The organism is Pseudomonas jessenii, from assembly GCF_002236115.1.
Lineage (GTDB): Bacteria > Pseudomonadota > Gammaproteobacteria > Pseudomonadales > Pseudomonadaceae > Aquipseudomonas > Aquipseudomonas jessenii.
This window is the reverse complement of the sequence record NZ_NIWT01000010.1, coordinates 317,062-333,178: the sequence shown is the minus strand read 5'-3', so window position 1 is coordinate 333,178 and position 16,117 is coordinate 317,062. Positions and strand designations below refer to the sequence as shown.

Annotated in this window: 13 protein-coding genes, 4 tRNA genes and 1 rRNA gene; all 18 read left to right on the top strand. The window is 56.0% G+C overall.

Translation table 11 applies throughout. The annotated features are described in order from the left end of the window. Positions 1–75 (top strand): 5S ribosomal RNA (rrf, locus tag PSJE_RS32355); the annotation flags it as partial. 137 nt (positions 76–212) lie between these two features. Then, positions 213–1,172 (top strand): bifunctional biotin--[acetyl-CoA-carboxylase] ligase/biotin operon repressor BirA, encoded by a 960-nt coding sequence (gene birA / locus PSJE_RS30080; protein WP_057713096.1) that lies wholly within the window; start codon positions 213–215, stop codon positions 1,170–1,172. Then, positions 1,162–1,911: a pantothenate kinase gene (locus tag PSJE_RS30075; RefSeq protein ID WP_090451703.1), complete on the top strand. Its 750-nt coding sequence runs from the start codon at positions 1,162–1,164 to the stop codon at positions 1,909–1,911. Before birA ends, PSJE_RS30075 begins: the two co-directional genes overlap by 11 nt. Before the next feature lie 7 nt (positions 1,912–1,918). Continuing rightward, positions 1,919–2,359, top strand: a complete 441-nt coding sequence (locus PSJE_RS30070; protein ID WP_090451701.1) for a hypothetical protein — start codon at positions 1,919–1,921, stop codon at positions 2,357–2,359. 143 nt (positions 2,360–2,502) lie between these two features. Continuing rightward, positions 2,503–2,587 (top strand) — tRNA-Tyr (locus tag PSJE_RS30065). A gap of 24 nt (positions 2,588–2,611) precedes the next feature. Continuing rightward, positions 2,612–2,685, top strand: a tRNA-Gly gene (locus tag PSJE_RS30060). A 26-nt stretch (positions 2,686–2,711) separates the two neighbouring features. Continuing rightward, positions 2,712–2,787: transfer RNA gene (locus PSJE_RS30055), tRNA-Thr, on the top strand. Positions 2,788–2,961: 174 nt separating this feature from the next. Then, positions 2,962–3,037 (top strand) — tRNA-Trp (locus PSJE_RS30050). Positions 3,038–3,082: 45 nt separating this feature from the next. After that, positions 3,083–3,451: a preprotein translocase subunit SecE gene (gene secE / locus PSJE_RS30045; RefSeq protein ID WP_007984402.1), complete on the top strand. Its 369-nt coding sequence runs from the start codon at positions 3,083–3,085 to the stop codon at positions 3,449–3,451. Between the two features lie 9 nt (positions 3,452–3,460). Beyond that, on the top strand, positions 3,461–3,994 hold the full coding sequence (nusG, locus tag PSJE_RS30040) for a transcription termination/antitermination protein NusG (RefSeq protein ID WP_007984405.1): 534 nt from the start codon (positions 3,461–3,463) through the stop codon (positions 3,992–3,994). Positions 3,995–4,111: 117 nt separating this feature from the next. Next, complete coding sequence (rplK, locus tag PSJE_RS30035; RefSeq protein WP_007933726.1) at positions 4,112–4,543, top strand: 50S ribosomal protein L11; 432 nt, start codon at positions 4,112–4,114, stop codon at positions 4,541–4,543. Beyond that, complete coding sequence (rplA, locus tag PSJE_RS30030; protein ID WP_003186095.1) at positions 4,543–5,238, top strand: 50S ribosomal protein L1; 696 nt, start codon at positions 4,543–4,545, stop codon at positions 5,236–5,238. The genes rplK and rplA overlap by 1 nt, the downstream gene beginning before the upstream one ends. A 198-nt stretch (positions 5,239–5,436) precedes the next feature. Next, the gene (gene rplJ / locus PSJE_RS30025; protein WP_007970413.1) at positions 5,437–5,937 is read left to right on the top strand and encodes a 50S ribosomal protein L10; all 501 of its coding nucleotides are present in this window, start codon (positions 5,437–5,439) and stop codon (positions 5,935–5,937) included. Positions 5,938–6,012: 75 nt separating this feature from the next. Beyond that, positions 6,013–6,378: a 50S ribosomal protein L7/L12 gene (gene rplL / locus PSJE_RS30020; protein WP_007970414.1), complete on the top strand. Its 366-nt coding sequence runs from the start codon at positions 6,013–6,015 to the stop codon at positions 6,376–6,378. Positions 6,379–6,598: 220 nt separating this feature from the next. Then, a complete protein-coding gene (gene rpoB, locus PSJE_RS30015) occupies positions 6,599–10,672 on the top strand; it encodes a DNA-directed RNA polymerase subunit beta (RefSeq protein ID WP_007984407.1) in 4,074 nt (1,357 codons plus the stop codon). A gap of 64 nt (positions 10,673–10,736) precedes the next feature. Then, positions 10,737–14,936 carry a DNA-directed RNA polymerase subunit beta' gene (gene rpoC, locus PSJE_RS30010; protein WP_008053876.1) on the top strand — a complete coding sequence of 1,400 codons (4,200 nt, stop codon included), beginning with the start codon at positions 10,737–10,739 and terminating at the stop codon, positions 14,934–14,936. 216 nt (positions 14,937–15,152) lie between these two features. Next, positions 15,153–15,524, top strand: a complete 372-nt coding sequence (rpsL, locus tag PSJE_RS30005) for a 30S ribosomal protein S12 (RefSeq protein WP_003186084.1) — start codon at positions 15,153–15,155, stop codon at positions 15,522–15,524. A 108-nt stretch (positions 15,525–15,632) separates the two neighbouring features. Continuing rightward, positions 15,633–16,106, top strand: coding sequence for a 30S ribosomal protein S7 (gene rpsG / locus PSJE_RS30000; RefSeq protein ID WP_007994653.1), 474 nt, complete (start codon positions 15,633–15,635; stop codon positions 16,104–16,106). The last annotated feature ends 11 nt before the right edge of the window (positions 16,107–16,117 follow it).

Here is a 16,117-nt window from a genome sequence, read left to right as displayed (position 1 = left end):
GAACTCAGCAGTGAAACGATGCATCGCCGATGGTAGTGTGGGGTTTCCCCATGTGAGAGTAGGTCATCGTCAAGATTAAATTCCGAAACCCCTATCTGCGTATGCAGGTAGGGGTTTTGTTTTTGTCCGCGGGAAAGTCACGGCTACTGGATTTCTATGCAATCGCTCGGTGCGTGGCTATCATGCGGGCCTCATTGTGAGGCGAGACCTGCATGCTGACGTTGTTAAAGCTTCTTAAAGATGGCCGATTCCATTCGGGTCAAGCATTGGGTGCTGCCCTGGGCGTCAGCCGTAGTGCTGTGTGGAAGCAGCTTCAGCATTTGGAAGCTGAGCTGGGTTTGTCTATTCATAAGGTTCGTGGACGCGGCTATCAATTGTCCGCGCCATTGGCGCTGCTCGATCCTGCCGAGATAAGCGCTCAGGCGCTTTCTTGCAACTGGCCCGTCCGGGTTTACGATTCAATCGACTCCACTAATGCCGAGGCGCTGCGCGCTATTGAGCGTGGGCAAGCGGCGCCGTTTGTGGTGCTTTCGGAGCGGCAGACAGCCGGGCGTGGGCGACGTGGTCGCAAGTGGGTTAGTCCATTCGCAGAAAACGTCTATTACAGCCTGGTGCTACGCATTGATGGTGGGATGCGTCAGTTGGAGGGCTTGAGTCTCGTCGTTGGGCTCGCTGTCTTGCAGACGTTGCGTGAACTCGGTATTGCAGCCGCTGGATTGAAATGGCCTAACGATGTCCTTGTAGGTCAGAAAAAAATCGCGGGGATACTGCTCGAGTTGGTTGGTGATCCTGCAGATGTGTGTCACGTGGTCCTGGGAGTGGGAATCAATGTGAACATGCAGTCCGCTGACGAAGTGGACCAGCAATGGACATCCCTGCGGCTCGAGTCAGGCAAATTGTTTGATCGCAACCAATTGGTCGCGGTGTTGGGGGAGATGCTGCAGCGATACCTGGCTCGTCACCAGGCTGGTGGTTTTTTGGCCATCCAGTCGGAGTGGGAGCAAAATCATCTGTGGCAGGGGCGAAGCGTGTCGTTGATTGCCGGTGTCAATCAAATTGATGGTGAGGTACTTGGTATCGATGGCCAAGGCGCCTTGCGCCTGAAGGTGGATGGTGTGGAGAAAGTCTTCAGTGGTGGTGAGTTGAGCTTGAGGTTGCGTGATGATTCTTGAGCTCGATTGTGGGAATAGTTTCATCAAGTGGCGTGTGCTTGCCGTTGATGCCGGGCATGTGCTTGGTGAGGGAGTCGTCGATTCCAATCTCGCATTGCTGGAGGGGTTGGGGGGGCTCAAAGGGCTTACCCTCACGTTTTGCCGGCTGGTGAGCGTCAGGACCGCGGAGGAAACCGCTGCGCTTACGTCTTTGCTCAGGGATACCTTTGATGTGCCGGTTGTGTGCGCAACGCCAGCGCGCGAAATGTCAGGTGTGCGCAATGGGTATGAGGAGTTTGAGCGGCTGGGTCTGGACCGGTGGCTTGCAATGCTCGGAGGCTTTCATCTGGCTTCGGGTGCGTGCCTGGTGCTCGACTTTGGTACGGCGGTGACTGCTGACTTTATTGCGGCGGATGGAGAGCACCTGGGTGGTTTCATCTGTCCGGGGATGCCGTTGATGCGAAACCAATTGCGCACCCACACTCGCAAAATTCGTTATGGGGATCTGGCGGCCGAGCAGGCTCTGGAAAGTCTTGTCCCGGGGCGCGCGACTGTCGAGGCTGTAGAGCGTGGCTGTCTGTTGATGTTGCGCGGCTTCGTAATGACTCAGCTCGAGTTGGCGCGCAGCTATTGGGGTGAGGACTTTGTCGTATTCCTCACCGGGGGGGATGCGAGCCTGGTTACTGAGGCCGTGCCTCAGGCCAGGGTTGTTCCGGACTTGGTGTTTGTCGGATTGGCCATGGCCTGTCCCTTGTCCTGAGGTTTTTATGCGTTGGTTGTTTCTGCTGCTGCTTGTCCTCAATGGCTTCTACTACATCTGGCATCAACAAGAGGCTCCTCTGCGCGCGAAGGATGTCACGCCTTTGAGTCTGTATCGCGGGTCTCAACAAGATATCCGCTTGTTGAGCGAAGCAGGTGACGTCTCCAAGGATAAGGGTAAGGCTGTCTCGACAGACAATGGCTGCCTTTATCTGGGCGGCTATACGCGCCAGGAGGCCGCGCAGGCGGTTGAGCGTCGTTTGAGCGGGATGGAGGTCAAGTATCAGTCCCTGCCGAAAGCTGCGACCGAAGGGGCAGGGTATTGGGTGCGTATCGCGCCGGAAAGCCGGCGTTGGCTGGACGATTTGCAGCTGATAAACCTTTCTAAAGAATTCAATGAGTTAAAACATAAAATAATGCCGTGCGAGGGGGTTGCACCCATCGAATAGTTTGCATAGAATGGCGCCCGCTCCACAGCGAACACCGGAAACGGTTAACGGTGTGAGGCGAGGTCAACGCAGCTAAGCTCAGGTTTTTAATGAGAAAAATGCTTGACAGAAGGCTGGCATGATGTAGAATGCCGGCTCGCTTAGGAGGGGTTCCCGAGCGGCCAAAGGGATCAGACTGTAAATCTGACGTCTACGACTTCGAAGGTTCGAATCCTTCCCCCTCCACCATTTTTAGCGAGAGCTGTAAGCCTCGCGGGTATAGTTTAGTGGTAGAACCTCAGCCTTCCAAGCTGATGATGCGGGTTCGATTCCCGCTACCCGCTCCAAGTTTACAGGTTTTGCACAGTGTTACGCTCTTGTAGCTCAGTTGGTAGAGCACACCCTTGGTAAGGGTGAGGTCAGCGGTTCAAATCCGCTCAAGAGCTCCATATAACAAGGCAGATATGAAAATATCTGCCTTTGTTTTAGGTGGTAGTGGTTGCGCCTGATTGTGTTTCTGAAGGTTGCCGGTGTCGAGAATGCCGGTGTTGCAGCCAGGATTGCCTGGTAAGTGTTGTAAAGTCTTTTTCGGGTCGGCATAATGGTCGGCCTGATTTTGTTTTAGGTCAGTAGCTCAATTGGCAGAGCGACGGTCTCCAAAACCGTAGGTTGGGGGTTCGATTCCCTCCTGACCTGCCAGATTCACTCGGTGTGTCTGGCTTTCTTTTCACAGGATCTTCATAGATGACTCCTAAAGCTGAAGCTCAAGGCTCTCGTTTCGACCTCCTCAAGTGGCTTGTAGTAGTCGCTCTGGTGGTTGTTGGTGTTGTTGGCAATCAGTACTTTTCTGCTTCGCCGATCCTGTACCGCGTACTCGCATTGCTTGCTATTGCTGCTGTAGCTGCCTTTGTAGGCCTGCAGACGGTCAAGGGCAAGTCTTTCTTTGTACTGGTTAAGGAAGCGCGCACCGAAATTCGTAAAGTCGTTTGGCCAACTCGCCAAGAAACCACGCAGACCACGTTGATCGTTGTGGCTGTTGTCCTGGTTATGGCGTTGCTGTTGTGGGGGCTTGATTCCCTGCTCGGCTGGCTTGTTTCCTTGATCGTCGGCTAAGGGTGTCCCGTGGCTAAGCGTTGGTATGTTGTGCATGCTTACTCCGGTTACGAGAAGCATGTAATGCGCTCGCTGATCGAGCGCGTAAAGCTGGCCGGTATGGAAGATGGCTTCGGCGAGATTCTGGTTCCCACTGAAGAAGTGGTTGAAATGCGCAATGGCCAGAAGCGCAAAAGCGAGCGCAAATTCTTCCCTGGCTATGTGCTGGTGCAGATGGATATGAACGAGGGTACTTGGCACTTGGTCAAGGATACTCCTCGGGTGATGGGTTTCATCGGCGGTACTGCTGATAAGCCTGCGCCAATCACCGATAAAGAAGCAGAAGCCATTCTGCGTCGCGTTGCCGATGGTAGCGACAAGCCGAAGCCGAAGACGTTGTTCGAGCCGGGTGAGTCGGTGCGCGTCAACGACGGTCCGTTTGCGGACTTTACCGGTGTTGTTGAAGAAGTTAACTACGAAAAGAGCCGGATTCAGGTCGCAGTGCTCATTTTCGGTCGCTCTACTCCGGTGGAGCTCGAGTTCAGCCAGGTCGAAAAGGTCTAGTTGAACAAAAATCCCAACCCCGCAGCCGTAGGCTGTGGGGTTTTGTCGTCACTGGGATAAACGCGCAAGTAACCGGGGAGCCTCTCGAGGCGTTCGAACCCGTAATTGGAGTGCCTCATGGCCAAGAAGATTACCGCTTACATCAAGCTGCAAGTGAAGGCCGCTCAGGCTAACCCAAGCCCACCTGTTGGTCCTGCTCTGGGTCAGCACGGCGTGAACATCATGGAATTCTGCAAGGCTTTCAACGCCCGTACTCAGGGTCTTGAGCCAGGTCTGCCGACTCCAGTGATCATCACTGTCTACAGCGACCGTAGCTTCACTTTCGAAACCAAATCCACCCCTGCTTCGGTTCTGCTGAAGAAGGCGGCCGGTCTGACCAGCGGTTCCGCTCGTCCGAACACCGTTAAGGTTGGCACCGTGACCCGTGCTCAGCTGGAAGAAATCGCGAAAACCAAAAACGCGGATCTGACTGCAGCTGATATGGAAGCAGCCGTGCGTACCATCGCCGGTTCTGCTCGTAGCATGGGCCTTAACGTGGAGGGTGTGTAATGGCTAAGCTGACCAAGCGTCAAAAGGCTATCGCCGGCAAAATCGAAGCAGGCAAGGCCTACAACTTTGTAGACGCTGCTGCCCTGCTGGCCGAGCTGTCGACTGTCAAGTTCAGCGAGTCGTTCGACGTAGCTGTAAACCTGGGTGTTGACCCGCGTAAATCCGACCAGGTCGTTCGTAGCGCTACTGTGCTGCCGCACGGCACTGGCAAGACCGTTCGCGTTGCTGTGTTCACCCAGGGTCCAGCTGCTGAAGCCGCTCTGGCTGCCGGCGCTGACCGCGTAGGCATGGACGACCTGGCTGCCGAAATGAAAGGCGGCGACCTGAACTATGACGTAGTGATCGCATCCCCGGATGCAATGCGCGTTGTAGGTCAGTTGGGTCAGATCCTCGGTCCACGTGGCCTGATGCCTAACCCTAAAGTCGGCACCGTAACCCCAGACGTAGCTACCGCGGTTAAAAACGCCAAGGCTGGTCAGGTTCGTTATCGCACCGACAAAAACGGCATCATCCACACTTCCGTTGGCAAGATCGGCTTCGACGCCGTCAAGCTGAAGGAAAACGTTGAAGCCCTGATCGCTGATCTGAAGCGTATCAAGCCAGCTTCCTCGAAAGGCATTTACGTCAAGCGCGTTACCCTGAGCACCACTATGGGCCCAGGTCTGGTCATCGACCAAAGCTCGCTCGACGCGTAAGACACAGATTGGTGCAAGCGATTGCGCCAATTGAAAAATTGGGGTCCCTGCCTGGCGGGGGCTATCCAAGACCGTAGGCGACGCAAGTCTTAAACCACAAGCCTACGCAGATGGTGCTCCCGGTTCCTTACCGAATCAGACACCAAAACGACATCCGGTTTCGACCAGATGAAACGGTAACAAGCAGGAGTTAAACCCGTGGCAATTAAACTCGAAGACAAGAAGGCCATCGTCGCTGAAGTCAACGAGGCTGCCAAAGTCGCTCTGTCCGCTGTCGTGGCTGATGCCCGTGGCGTAACAGTAGGCGCGATGACCGGACTCCGTAAAGAGGCTCGTGAAGCTGGCGTTTACGTACGTGTTGTACGTAACACCCTGCTCAAGCGCGCTGTTGCTGACACTGAATTCAGTGTCCTCAACGACGTGTTCACTGGCCCTACCCTGATTGCGTTCTCCAAAGAACATCCAGGCGCTGCTGCCCGGATCTTCAAGGAATTCGCAAAGGGTCAGGACAAGTTCGAGATCAAGGCAGCTGCGTTCGAGGGCAAGTTCCTCGCAGCTAACCAAATCGACGTACTGGCAACTCTGCCGACCCGTGACGAAGCAATTTCTCAGCTGATGAGCGTGATTCAAGGCGCTACCAGCAAGTTGGCTCGTACTCTGGCGGCAATTCGCGACCAGAAAGAAGCTGCTGCAGCCTAAGGCTCGTCAACTTCTCGCGTTTTTTGTTTTTTTCGATGGTCGCGTAGGCCGTCCCCAATATCAGGAATTAGATTCATGTCTATCTCTCAGAACGATATCCTTGAAGCAGTTGGCAACATGTCCGTAATGGAAGTTGTTGAGCTGATCAAAGCTTTCGAAGAAAAATTCGGCGTTACCGCTGCTGCTGCATCGGCTGGTCCAGCTGTTGCTGCTGCCGTTGCTGAAGAGCAAACCGAATTCAACGTCATGCTGACCGAAGCTGGCGAGAAGAAAGTTAACGTGATCAAGGCTGTACGTGAACTGACCGGTCTGGGCTTGAAAGAAGCCAAGGCTGTAGTTGACGGCGCACCTGCCATGGTTCTGGAAGCTGTTGCCAAAGACGCAGCTGACAAAGCCAAAGCAGCTCTGGAAGAAGCAGGCGCTAAAGTCGAGCTGAAGTAAGCATCGACTTTGCTCCTCCAGCCCGAGCGTTAAGCGACAGGCTGATGGCTGGTGGCTCTTGCCACCGGCCTTTTTCCGTTATTGGCAGCCGACTGGGTCGGCGCTGATAACGTGCTGTAACCACCCGATGCGGTGGCGCAAACCATGGGGTTTGCACGATTTTCTGGCTGCTCCCGTCGGGAGGGGCCAAACAAGCAGGTGACCAAGCTGGGGAACGCTGATGGCTTACTCATATACTGAGAAAAAACGTATCCGCAAGGACTTTAGCAAGTTGCCGGACGTCATGGATGTGCCGTACCTCCTGGCCATCCAGCTGGATTCGTATCGTGAATTCTTGCAAGCGGGAGCGACTAAAGATCAGTTCCGCGACGTGGGCCTGCATGCGGCCTTCAAATCCGTTTTCCCGATCATCAGCTACTCCGGCAATGCTGCGCTGGAGTACGTCGGTTATCGCCTGGGCGAACCGGCATTTGATGTCAAAGAATGCGTATTGCGCGGTGTAACTTACGCCGTACCTTTGCGGGTAAAAGTGCGCCTGATCATTTTCGACAAAGAGTCGTCGAACAAAGCGATCAAGGACATCAAAGAGCAAGAAGTCTACATGGGTGAAATCCCCCTGATGACTGAGAACGGTACCTTCGTAATCAACGGTACCGAGCGTGTAATCGTTTCCCAGCTGCACCGTTCGCCAGGCGTGTTCTTCGACCACGACCGTGGCAAGACGCACAGCTCCGGCAAACTGCTGTACTCCGCGCGCATCATCCCTTACCGCGGTTCGTGGCTGGACTTCGAGTTCGACCCGAAAGACTGCGTATTCGTGCGTATCGACCGTCGTCGCAAGCTGCCTGCCTCGGTACTGCTGCGCGCGCTGGGCTATACCACTGAAGAAGTGCTGGACGCGTTCTATACCACCAACGTATTCCACGTGAAGGGCGAGACCCTGAGCCTGGAGCTGGTGCCTCAGCGCCTGCGCGGTGAAATCGCTGTCCTCGATATTCAGGATGACAAAGGCAAGGTTATTGTCGAGCAGGGTCGTCGTATCACCGCTCGCCACATCAACCAGCTGGAAAAAGCCGGGATCAAAGAGCTGGATGTGCCTCTGGACTACGTCCTGGGTCGTACAACCGCCAAGGTCATCGTGCACCCGGCAACCGGCGAAATCCTGGCAGAGTGCAACACCGAGCTGAACACCGAGATCCTGGCCAAAATCGCCAAGGCTCAGGTTGTTCGCATCGAAACTCTGTACACCAACGATATCGACTGCGGTCCGTTCGTCTCCGACACCCTGAAGATCGACTCCACCAGCAACCAACTGGAAGCGCTGGTCGAGATCTATCGCATGATGCGTCCTGGCGAGCCGCCAACCAAGGACGCTGCCGAGACCCTGTTCAACAACCTGTTCTTCAGCCCTGAGCGCTATGACCTGTCTGCGGTCGGCCGGATGAAGTTCAACCGTCGTATCGGTCGTACCGAGATCGAAGGTTCGGGCGTGCTGTGCAAGGAAGACATCGTCGCGGTACTGAAGACCCTGGTCGACATCCGTAACGGTAAAGGCATCGTCGATGACATCGACCACCTGGGTAACCGTCGTGTTCGCTGCGTAGGCGAAATGGCCGAGAACCAGTTCCGCGTTGGCCTGGTACGTGTTGAGCGTGCGGTCAAAGAGCGTCTGTCGATGGCTGAAAGCGAAGGCCTGATGCCGCAAGACCTGATCAACGCCAAGCCAGTGGCTGCGGCGGTGAAAGAGTTCTTCGGTTCCAGCCAGCTGTCCCAGTTCATGGACCAGAACAACCCGCTGTCCGAGATCACCCACAAGCGTCGTGTTTCTGCACTCGGCCCTGGCGGTCTGACTCGTGAGCGTGCCGGCTTTGAAGTGCGTGACGTACACCCGACTCACTACGGTCGTGTATGCCCGATTGAAACGCCGGAAGGTCCGAACATCGGTCTGATCAACTCCCTGGCCGCTTATGCGCGCACCAACCAGTACGGCTTCCTCGAGAGCCCGTATCGTGTGGTGAAAGACGCTCTGGTCACCGACGAGATCGTGTTCCTGTCCGCCATCGAAGAAGCCGATCACGTGATCGCTCAGGCCTCGGCCACGATGAACGACAAGAAAGTCCTGATCGACGAGCTGGTAGCTGTTCGTCACTTGAACGAATTCACCGTCAAGGCGCCGGAAGACGTCACCTTGATGGACGTATCGCCGAAGCAGGTAGTTTCGGTTGCTGCGTCGCTGATTCCGTTCCTCGAGCACGACGACGCCAACCGTGCGTTGATGGGTTCGAACATGCAGCGTCAAGCTGTACCAACCCTGCGCGCTGACAAGCCGCTGGTAGGTACCGGCATGGAGCGTAACGTAGCCCGTGACTCCGGCGTTTGCGTCGTGGCTCGTCGTGGCGGCGTGATCGACTCCGTCGACGCCAGCCGTATCGTGGTTCGTGTTGCCGATGACGAAGTTGAAACCGGTGAAGCCGGTGTCGACATCTACAACCTGACCAAGTACACCCGCTCCAACCAGAACACCTGCATCAACCAGCGTCCGCTGGTGCGTAAGGGTGATCGGGTTCAGCGTAGCGACATCATGGCCGACGGCCCGTCCACCGACATGGGTGAACTGGCACTGGGTCAGAACATGCGCATCGCGTTCATGGCATGGAACGGCTTCAACTTCGAAGACTCCATCTGCCTGTCCGAGCGTGTTGTTCAGGAAGACCGTTTCACCACGATCCACATCCAGGAACTGACCTGTGTGGCCCGTGACACCAAGCTTGGCCCAGAGGAAATCACTGCCGACATCCCGAACGTGGGTGAAGCGGCTCTGAACAAGCTGGACGAAGCCGGTATCGTTTACGTAGGTGCTGAAGTTGGCGCAGGCGACATCCTGGTCGGTAAGGTCACTCCGAAAGGCGAGACCCAGCTGACTCCGGAAGAAAAACTGCTGCGTGCGATCTTCGGTGAAAAAGCCAGCGACGTTAAAGACACTTCCCTGCGTGTACCTACCGGTACCAAAGGTACTGTCATCGACGTACAGGTCTTCACCCGCGACGGCGTTGAGCGTGATGCTCGTGCCCTGTCGATCGAGAAGTCCCAGCTGGACGAGATCCGCAAGGACCTGAACGAAGAGTTCCGCATCGTTGAAGGTGCTACTTTCGAACGTCTGCGTTCCGCTCTGGTCGGCCACAAAGCCGAAGGCGGCGCCGGTCTGAAGAAAGGCCAGGACATCACCGACGAAGTTCTCGACGGTCTTGAGCACGGCCAGTGGTTCAAACTGCGCATGGCTGAAGATGCTCTGAACGAGCAGCTCGAGAAGGCCCAGGCCTACATCGTTGATCGTCGCCGTCTGCTGGACGACAAGTTCGAAGACAAGAAGCGCAAACTGCAGCAGGGCGATGACCTGGCTCCAGGCGTGCTGAAAATCGTCAAGGTTTACCTGGCAATCCGTCGTCGCATCCAGCCGGGCGACAAGATGGCCGGTCGTCACGGTAACAAGGGTGTGGTCTCCGTGATCATGCCGGTTGAAGACATGCCGCACGATGCCAATGGCACCCCGGTCGACGTTGTCCTCAACCCGTTGGGCGTACCTTCGCGTATGAACGTTGGTCAGATCCTTGAAACCCACCTGGGCCTCGCGGCCAAAGGTCTGGGCGAGAAGATCAACCGCATGGTTGAAGAGCAGCGCAAGGTCGCCGAGCTTCGCAAGTTCCTGCACGAGATCTATAACGAGATCGGCGGTCGTCAGGAAAGCCTCGATGACTTCTCGGACCAGGAAATCCTGGATCTGGCTCAAAACCTGCGTGGCGGCGTTCCAATGGCCACTCCAGTGTTCGACGGTGCCAAGGAAAGCGAAATCAAGGCCATGCTGAAACTGGCGGACCTGCCAGAAAGCGGCCAGATGCAGCTGACCGACGGCCGTACCGGCAACAAGTTCGAGCGCCCGGTTACCGTTGGCTACATGTACATGCTGAAGCTGAACCACTTGGTAGACGACAAGATGCACGCTCGTTCTACCGGTTCGTACAGCCTGGTTACCCAGCAGCCGCTGGGTGGTAAGGCGCAGTTCGGTGGTCAGCGTTTCGGGGAGATGGAGGTCTGGGCACTGGAAGCATACGGTGCCGCTTACACTCTGCAAGAAATGCTCACAGTGAAGTCGGACGATGTGAACGGCCGTACCAAGATGTACAAGAACATCGTGGATGGCGATCACCGTATGGAGCCGGGCATGCCCGAGTCCTTCAACGTGTTGATCAAGGAAATTCGTTCCCTCGGCATCGATATCGATCTGGAAACCGAATAACACGTGACGCGAATCGAGAGCGGGGCAGGATTGCCCGCTCTCTGCTCCGCCAGGAGGAAAGGCCTTGAAAGACCTACTGAATTTGCTGAAAAACCAGGGTCAAGTCGAAGAGTTCGACGCCATCCGTATCGGATTGGCATCGCCTGAGATGATCCGTTCGTGGTCGTTCGGTGAAGTTAAAAAGCCGGAAACCATCAACTACCGTACGTTCAAACCTGAGCGTGACGGCCTGTTCTGCGCCAAGATCTTTGGCCCGGTAAAGGATTACGAGTGCCTGTGCGGTAAGTACAAGCGCTTGAAGCACCGTGGTGTGATCTGCGAGAAGTGCGGCGTTGAAGTCGCGCTGGCAAAAGTTCGTCGTGAGCGCATGGCGCACATCGAACTGGCCTCGCCAGTTGCCCACATCTGGTTCCTGAAATCGCTGCCGTCCCGTATCGGCTTGCTGATGGACATGACCCTGCGTGATATCGAACGCGTTCTCTACTTCGAGAGCTATGTCGTTATCGATCCAGGCATGACCACCCTTGAAAAAGGTCAGCTGCTCAACGACGAGCAGTACTTCGAAGCGCTGGAAGAGTTCGGCGACGATTTCGATGCCCGCATGGGTGCCGAAGCTGTCCGCGAACTGCTGCACGCTATCGACCTGGAGCACGAGATTGGCCGTCTGCGTGAAGAGATTCCGCAAACCAACTCCGAAACCAAGATCAAGAAGCTGTCCAAGCGTCTGAAGTTGATGGAAGCCTTCCAGGGTTCCGGCAACCTGCCAGAGTGGATGGTGCTGACCGTTCTGCCGGTTCTGCCGCCAGATCTGCGTCCACTGGTCCCGCTGGATGGCGGTCGCTTCGCGACTTCCGACCTCAACGATCTGTATCGTCGAGTGATCAACCGTAACAACCGCTTGAAGCGCCTGCTGGATCTGTCCGCTCCGGACATCATCGTGCGCAACGAAAAGCGTATGTTGCAGGAAGCCGTCGACGCACTGCTCGACAACGGTCGTCGTGGCCGCGCTATCACCGGTTCCAACAAGCGTCCTCTGAAATCCCTGGCTGACATGATCAAGGGTAAGCAGGGTCGTTTCCGTCAGAACTTGCTCGGTAAGCGTGTTGACTACTCCGGCCGTTCGGTAATTACCGTAGGTCCGACCCTGCGTCTGCACCAGTGCGGTCTGCCGAAGAAAATGGCTCTCGAGCTGTTCAAGCCGTTCATTTTCGGCAAGCTTGAAATGCGTGGTCTCGCTACCACCATCAAGGCTGCCAAGAAGATGGTCGAGCGCGAACTGCCAGAGGTTTGGGACGTTCTCGCTGAAGTGATTCGCGAACACCCGGTTCTTCTCAACCGTGCACCGACCCTTCACCGTCTGGGTATCCAGGCGTTTGAACCGGTACTGATCGAAGGTAAGGCTATCCAGCTGCACCCTCTGGTCTGCGCCGCGTACAACGCCGACTTCGACGGCGACCAAATGGCCGTGCACGTACCGCTGACGCTGGAAGCCCAGCTCGAAGCGCGTGCGTTGATGATGTCGACCAACAACATTCTGTCGCCAGCCAACGGTGAGCCAATCATCGTTCCGTCGCAGGACGTTGTATTGGGTCTGTACTACATGACTCGTGAAGCGATCAACGCCAAGGGCGAAGGTCGTGTGTTCGCGGATCTGCAGGAAGTTGACCGTGTGTTCCGTGCCGGCGAAGCCGCACTGCACGCCAAGGTCAAGGTGCGGATCAACGAAACCGTCAACGACCGTGATGGCGGCAGCGTGACCAACACCCGTATCGTCGACACCACTGTCGGCCGTGCGCTGTTGTTCCAGGTTGTACCAAAAGGTCTGTCGTACGACGTCGTCAACCTGCCGATGAAGAAAAAGGCGATCTCCAAGCTGATCAACCAGTGCTACCGCGTGGTTGGTCTGAAAGAGACCGTGATCTTCGCTGACCAGTTGATGTACACCGGTTTTGCCTATTCGACCATTTCCGGCGTTTCCATCGGTGTTAACGACTTCGTTATCCCGGATGAAAAAGCCCGCATCATCGGTGCAGCCACCGACGAAGTGAAAGAGATCGAAAGTCAGTACGCCTCCGGCCTGGTAACCCAGGGCGAGAAGTACAACAAAGTGATCGACCTTTGGTCCAAGGCGAACGACGAAGTTTCCAAGGCGATGATGGCCAACCTCTCGAAAGAGAAAGTCATCGACCGTCATGGCGTCGAAGTCGACCAAGAGTCTTTCAACTCGATGTACATGATGGCCGACTCGGGTGCGCGGGGTTCCGCAGCACAGATTCGTCAGCTGGCCGGTATGCGTGGTCTGATGGCCAAGCCGGACGGTTCCATCATTGAAACGCCGATTACCGCGAACTTCCGTGAAGGTTTGAGCGTACTCCAGTACTTCATCTCCACTCACGGTGCTCGTAAAGGTCTGGCGGATACCGCGTTGAAAACGGCGAACTCGGGTTATCTGACCCGTCGTCTGGTAGACGTGGCGCAGGATCTGGTTGTAACCGAGATCGATTGCGGCACCGAACACGGTCTGCTGATGACTCCGCACATTGAAGGCGGTGACGTTGTAGAGCCGCTGGGTGAGCGCGTATTGGGTCGAGTTATCGCCCGTGACGTATTCAAGCCAGGTACCGAGGACGTCATCGTTCCTGCCGGCACCCTGGTAGACGAGAAGTGGGTCGAGTTCATCGAGCTGAACAGCATCGACGAAGTGATCGTGCGTTCGCCGATCAGCTGCGAAACCCGTTTCGGTATTTGCGCCAAGTGCTACGGTCGCGATCTGGCTCGTGGTCACCAGGTGAACATCGGTGAAGCGGTCGGCGTTATCGCTGCCCAGTCCATTGGTGAGCCGGGTACCCAGCTGACGATGCGTACGTTCCACATCGGTGGTGCGGCAAGCCGGACCTCCGCAGCCGACAGCGTTCAGGTGAAGAATGGCGGTACCGTCCGTCTGCACAACCTGAAGCATGTTGAGCGAGTGGATGGTCACCTGGTTGCCGTGTCCCGTTCCGGTGAGCTGGCTATCGCTGATGACTTCGGTCGTGAGCGTGAGCGTTACAAGCTGCCGTACGGTGCCGTGATTTCGGTTAAAGAAGGTGACAAGGTCGAAGCTGGCGCCATCGTGGCCAAGTGGGATCCGCACACTCACCCGATCGTTACCGAAATGAAAGGTACCGTGACCTACGTGGGCATGGAAGAAGGCATCACGATCAAGCGTCAGACTGACGAATTGACCGGTATGACCAACATTGAAGTACTCGACGCCAAAGATCGCCCAGCTGCCGGTAAAGACATCCGTCCTGCCGTGAAGATGGTCGACGACAACGGCAAGGATCTGTTGCTGCCAGGCACTGACGTTATCGCTCAGTACTTCCTGCCAGCCAACGCCCTGGTCGGTGTAGCGGATGGTGCGAAGATCGCGATCGGTGATGTTATCGCTCGTATCCCGCAAGAGACTTCGAAAACTCGAGACATCACCGGTGGTCTGCCGCGTGTTGCCGACTTGTTCGAAGCACGTCGTCCGAAAGAAGCGTCGATTCTGGCTGAAGTCAGCGGCACCATCGCGTTCGGTAAAGAGACCAAGGGCAAGCGCCGTCTGGTTATCACCCCGAACGACGGTAGCGATCCGTACGAAGAGCTGATTCCGAAGTGGCGTCACCTGAACGTGTTCGAAGGCGAACAGGTAAACCGCGGCGAAGTTATCTCCGACGGTCCGAGCGATCCACACGACATCCTGCGTCTGCTGGGTGTGAGTGCGCTGGCCAAGTACATCGTCAACGAGATCCAGGACGTTTACCGTCTGCAAGGCGTGAAGATCAACGACAAGCACATCGAGACCATCCTGCGTCAGATGCTGCGTAAAGTTGAGATCGCTGAATCCGGCGATTCCAGTTTCATCAAGGGCGACCAGATGGAATTGACTCACGTACTGGTAGAGAACGAGCGTCTGAGCGGCGAAGACAAGTTTGTCTCCAAGTTCACTCGTGTTCTGCTGGGTATCACCAAGGCGTCGTTGTCCACCGAATCGTTCATCTCGGCGGCTTCCTTCCAGGAAACCACTCGCGTACTGACCGAAGCGGCGGTAACCGGCAAGCGCGATTACCTGCGCGGCCTGAAAGAAAACGTGGTCGTGGGTCGTCTGATCCCGGCTGGTACCGGCCTGGCTTATCACAGCGAGCGTAAGCGCCGCCGTGATGCAGACAAGCCGTTGCGCGTCAGCGCCAGTGAAGTGGAAGCTGCACTGACCGAAGCGCTGAACTCGAGCGGTAACTGAGTTCTGCGGTAAATGAGTGTGAGGCCCTGGTCACTCCGTTCATCGAATCGAGACAAATTGTCGAGATTGGATGAGCGGGGAGGGCGGGGCCTTGCCTTGACTGGGGACAAGATCCTCTTTAGACTCTTGTACCCCTAAATTTGGCGGGAACTCGTTCCTGCCATTTTGCTTTTCTTGCAAGACAATAGCGTCGCAAGACAACAGTGGAGCTAGTAGATGGCAACTATCAACCAGCTGGTACGTCAGCCGCGTAAGCGTATCGTCGAGAAATCCGACGTGCCTGCGCTGCAGAACTGCCCGCAACGCCGTGGCGTGTGCACCCGTGTGTACACCACCACGCCGAAAAAACCTAACTCGGCACTGCGTAAAGTATGCCGTGTGCGCCTGACCAACGGTTTCGAGGTTTCCTCGTACATCGGTGGTGAAGGCCACAACCTGCAAGAGCACAGCGTGGTACTGATCCGCGGCGGTCGTGTAAAAGACTTGCCAGGTGTTCGTTACCACACCGTTCGCGGTTCGTTGGATACTTCCGGTGTTAAAGGTCGTAACCAGGGTCGTTCGAAGTACGGTACCAAGCGTCCGAAGTAATCGGCCGTTTTGCAGTTTTTCATTTTATTGAGTCGATAAGAGTAAGGTCGGGCACGCATCCATAGGAGCTGTCCCGGGCTAACCTGAAGACCGTTTGAGGGCTTATCAATGCCAAGACGTCGCGTAGCAGCCAAGCGTGAGATTCTGGACGATCCGAAATACGGAAGCCAAATCCTCGCCAAATTCATGAACCACGTAATGGAAAGCGGCAAGAAAGCCGTTGCCGAGCGTATCGTTTATGGTGCCCTGGATACCGTGAAGGCTCGTAAGGCCGGCACCGATCCCCTGGAACTCTTCGAAAAAGCACTCGACGCCATCGCTCCGCTGGTCGAAGTGAAGTCGCGCCGCGTTGGTGGTGCTACTTACCAGGTTCCGGTCGAGGTTCGTCCTTCCCGTCGTAACGCTCTGGCAATGCGCTGGTTGGTAGACTACGCCCGCAAGCGCGGCGAGAAGTCTATGGCTCTGCGTTTGGCTGGCGAACTGTTGGACGCTGCCGAAGGTAAAGGTGCTGCAGTTAAGAAGCGTGAAGACGTTCACCGTATGGCTGAAGCCAACAAGGCTTTCTCGCACTACCGCTTCTAATTTTAGCGTCA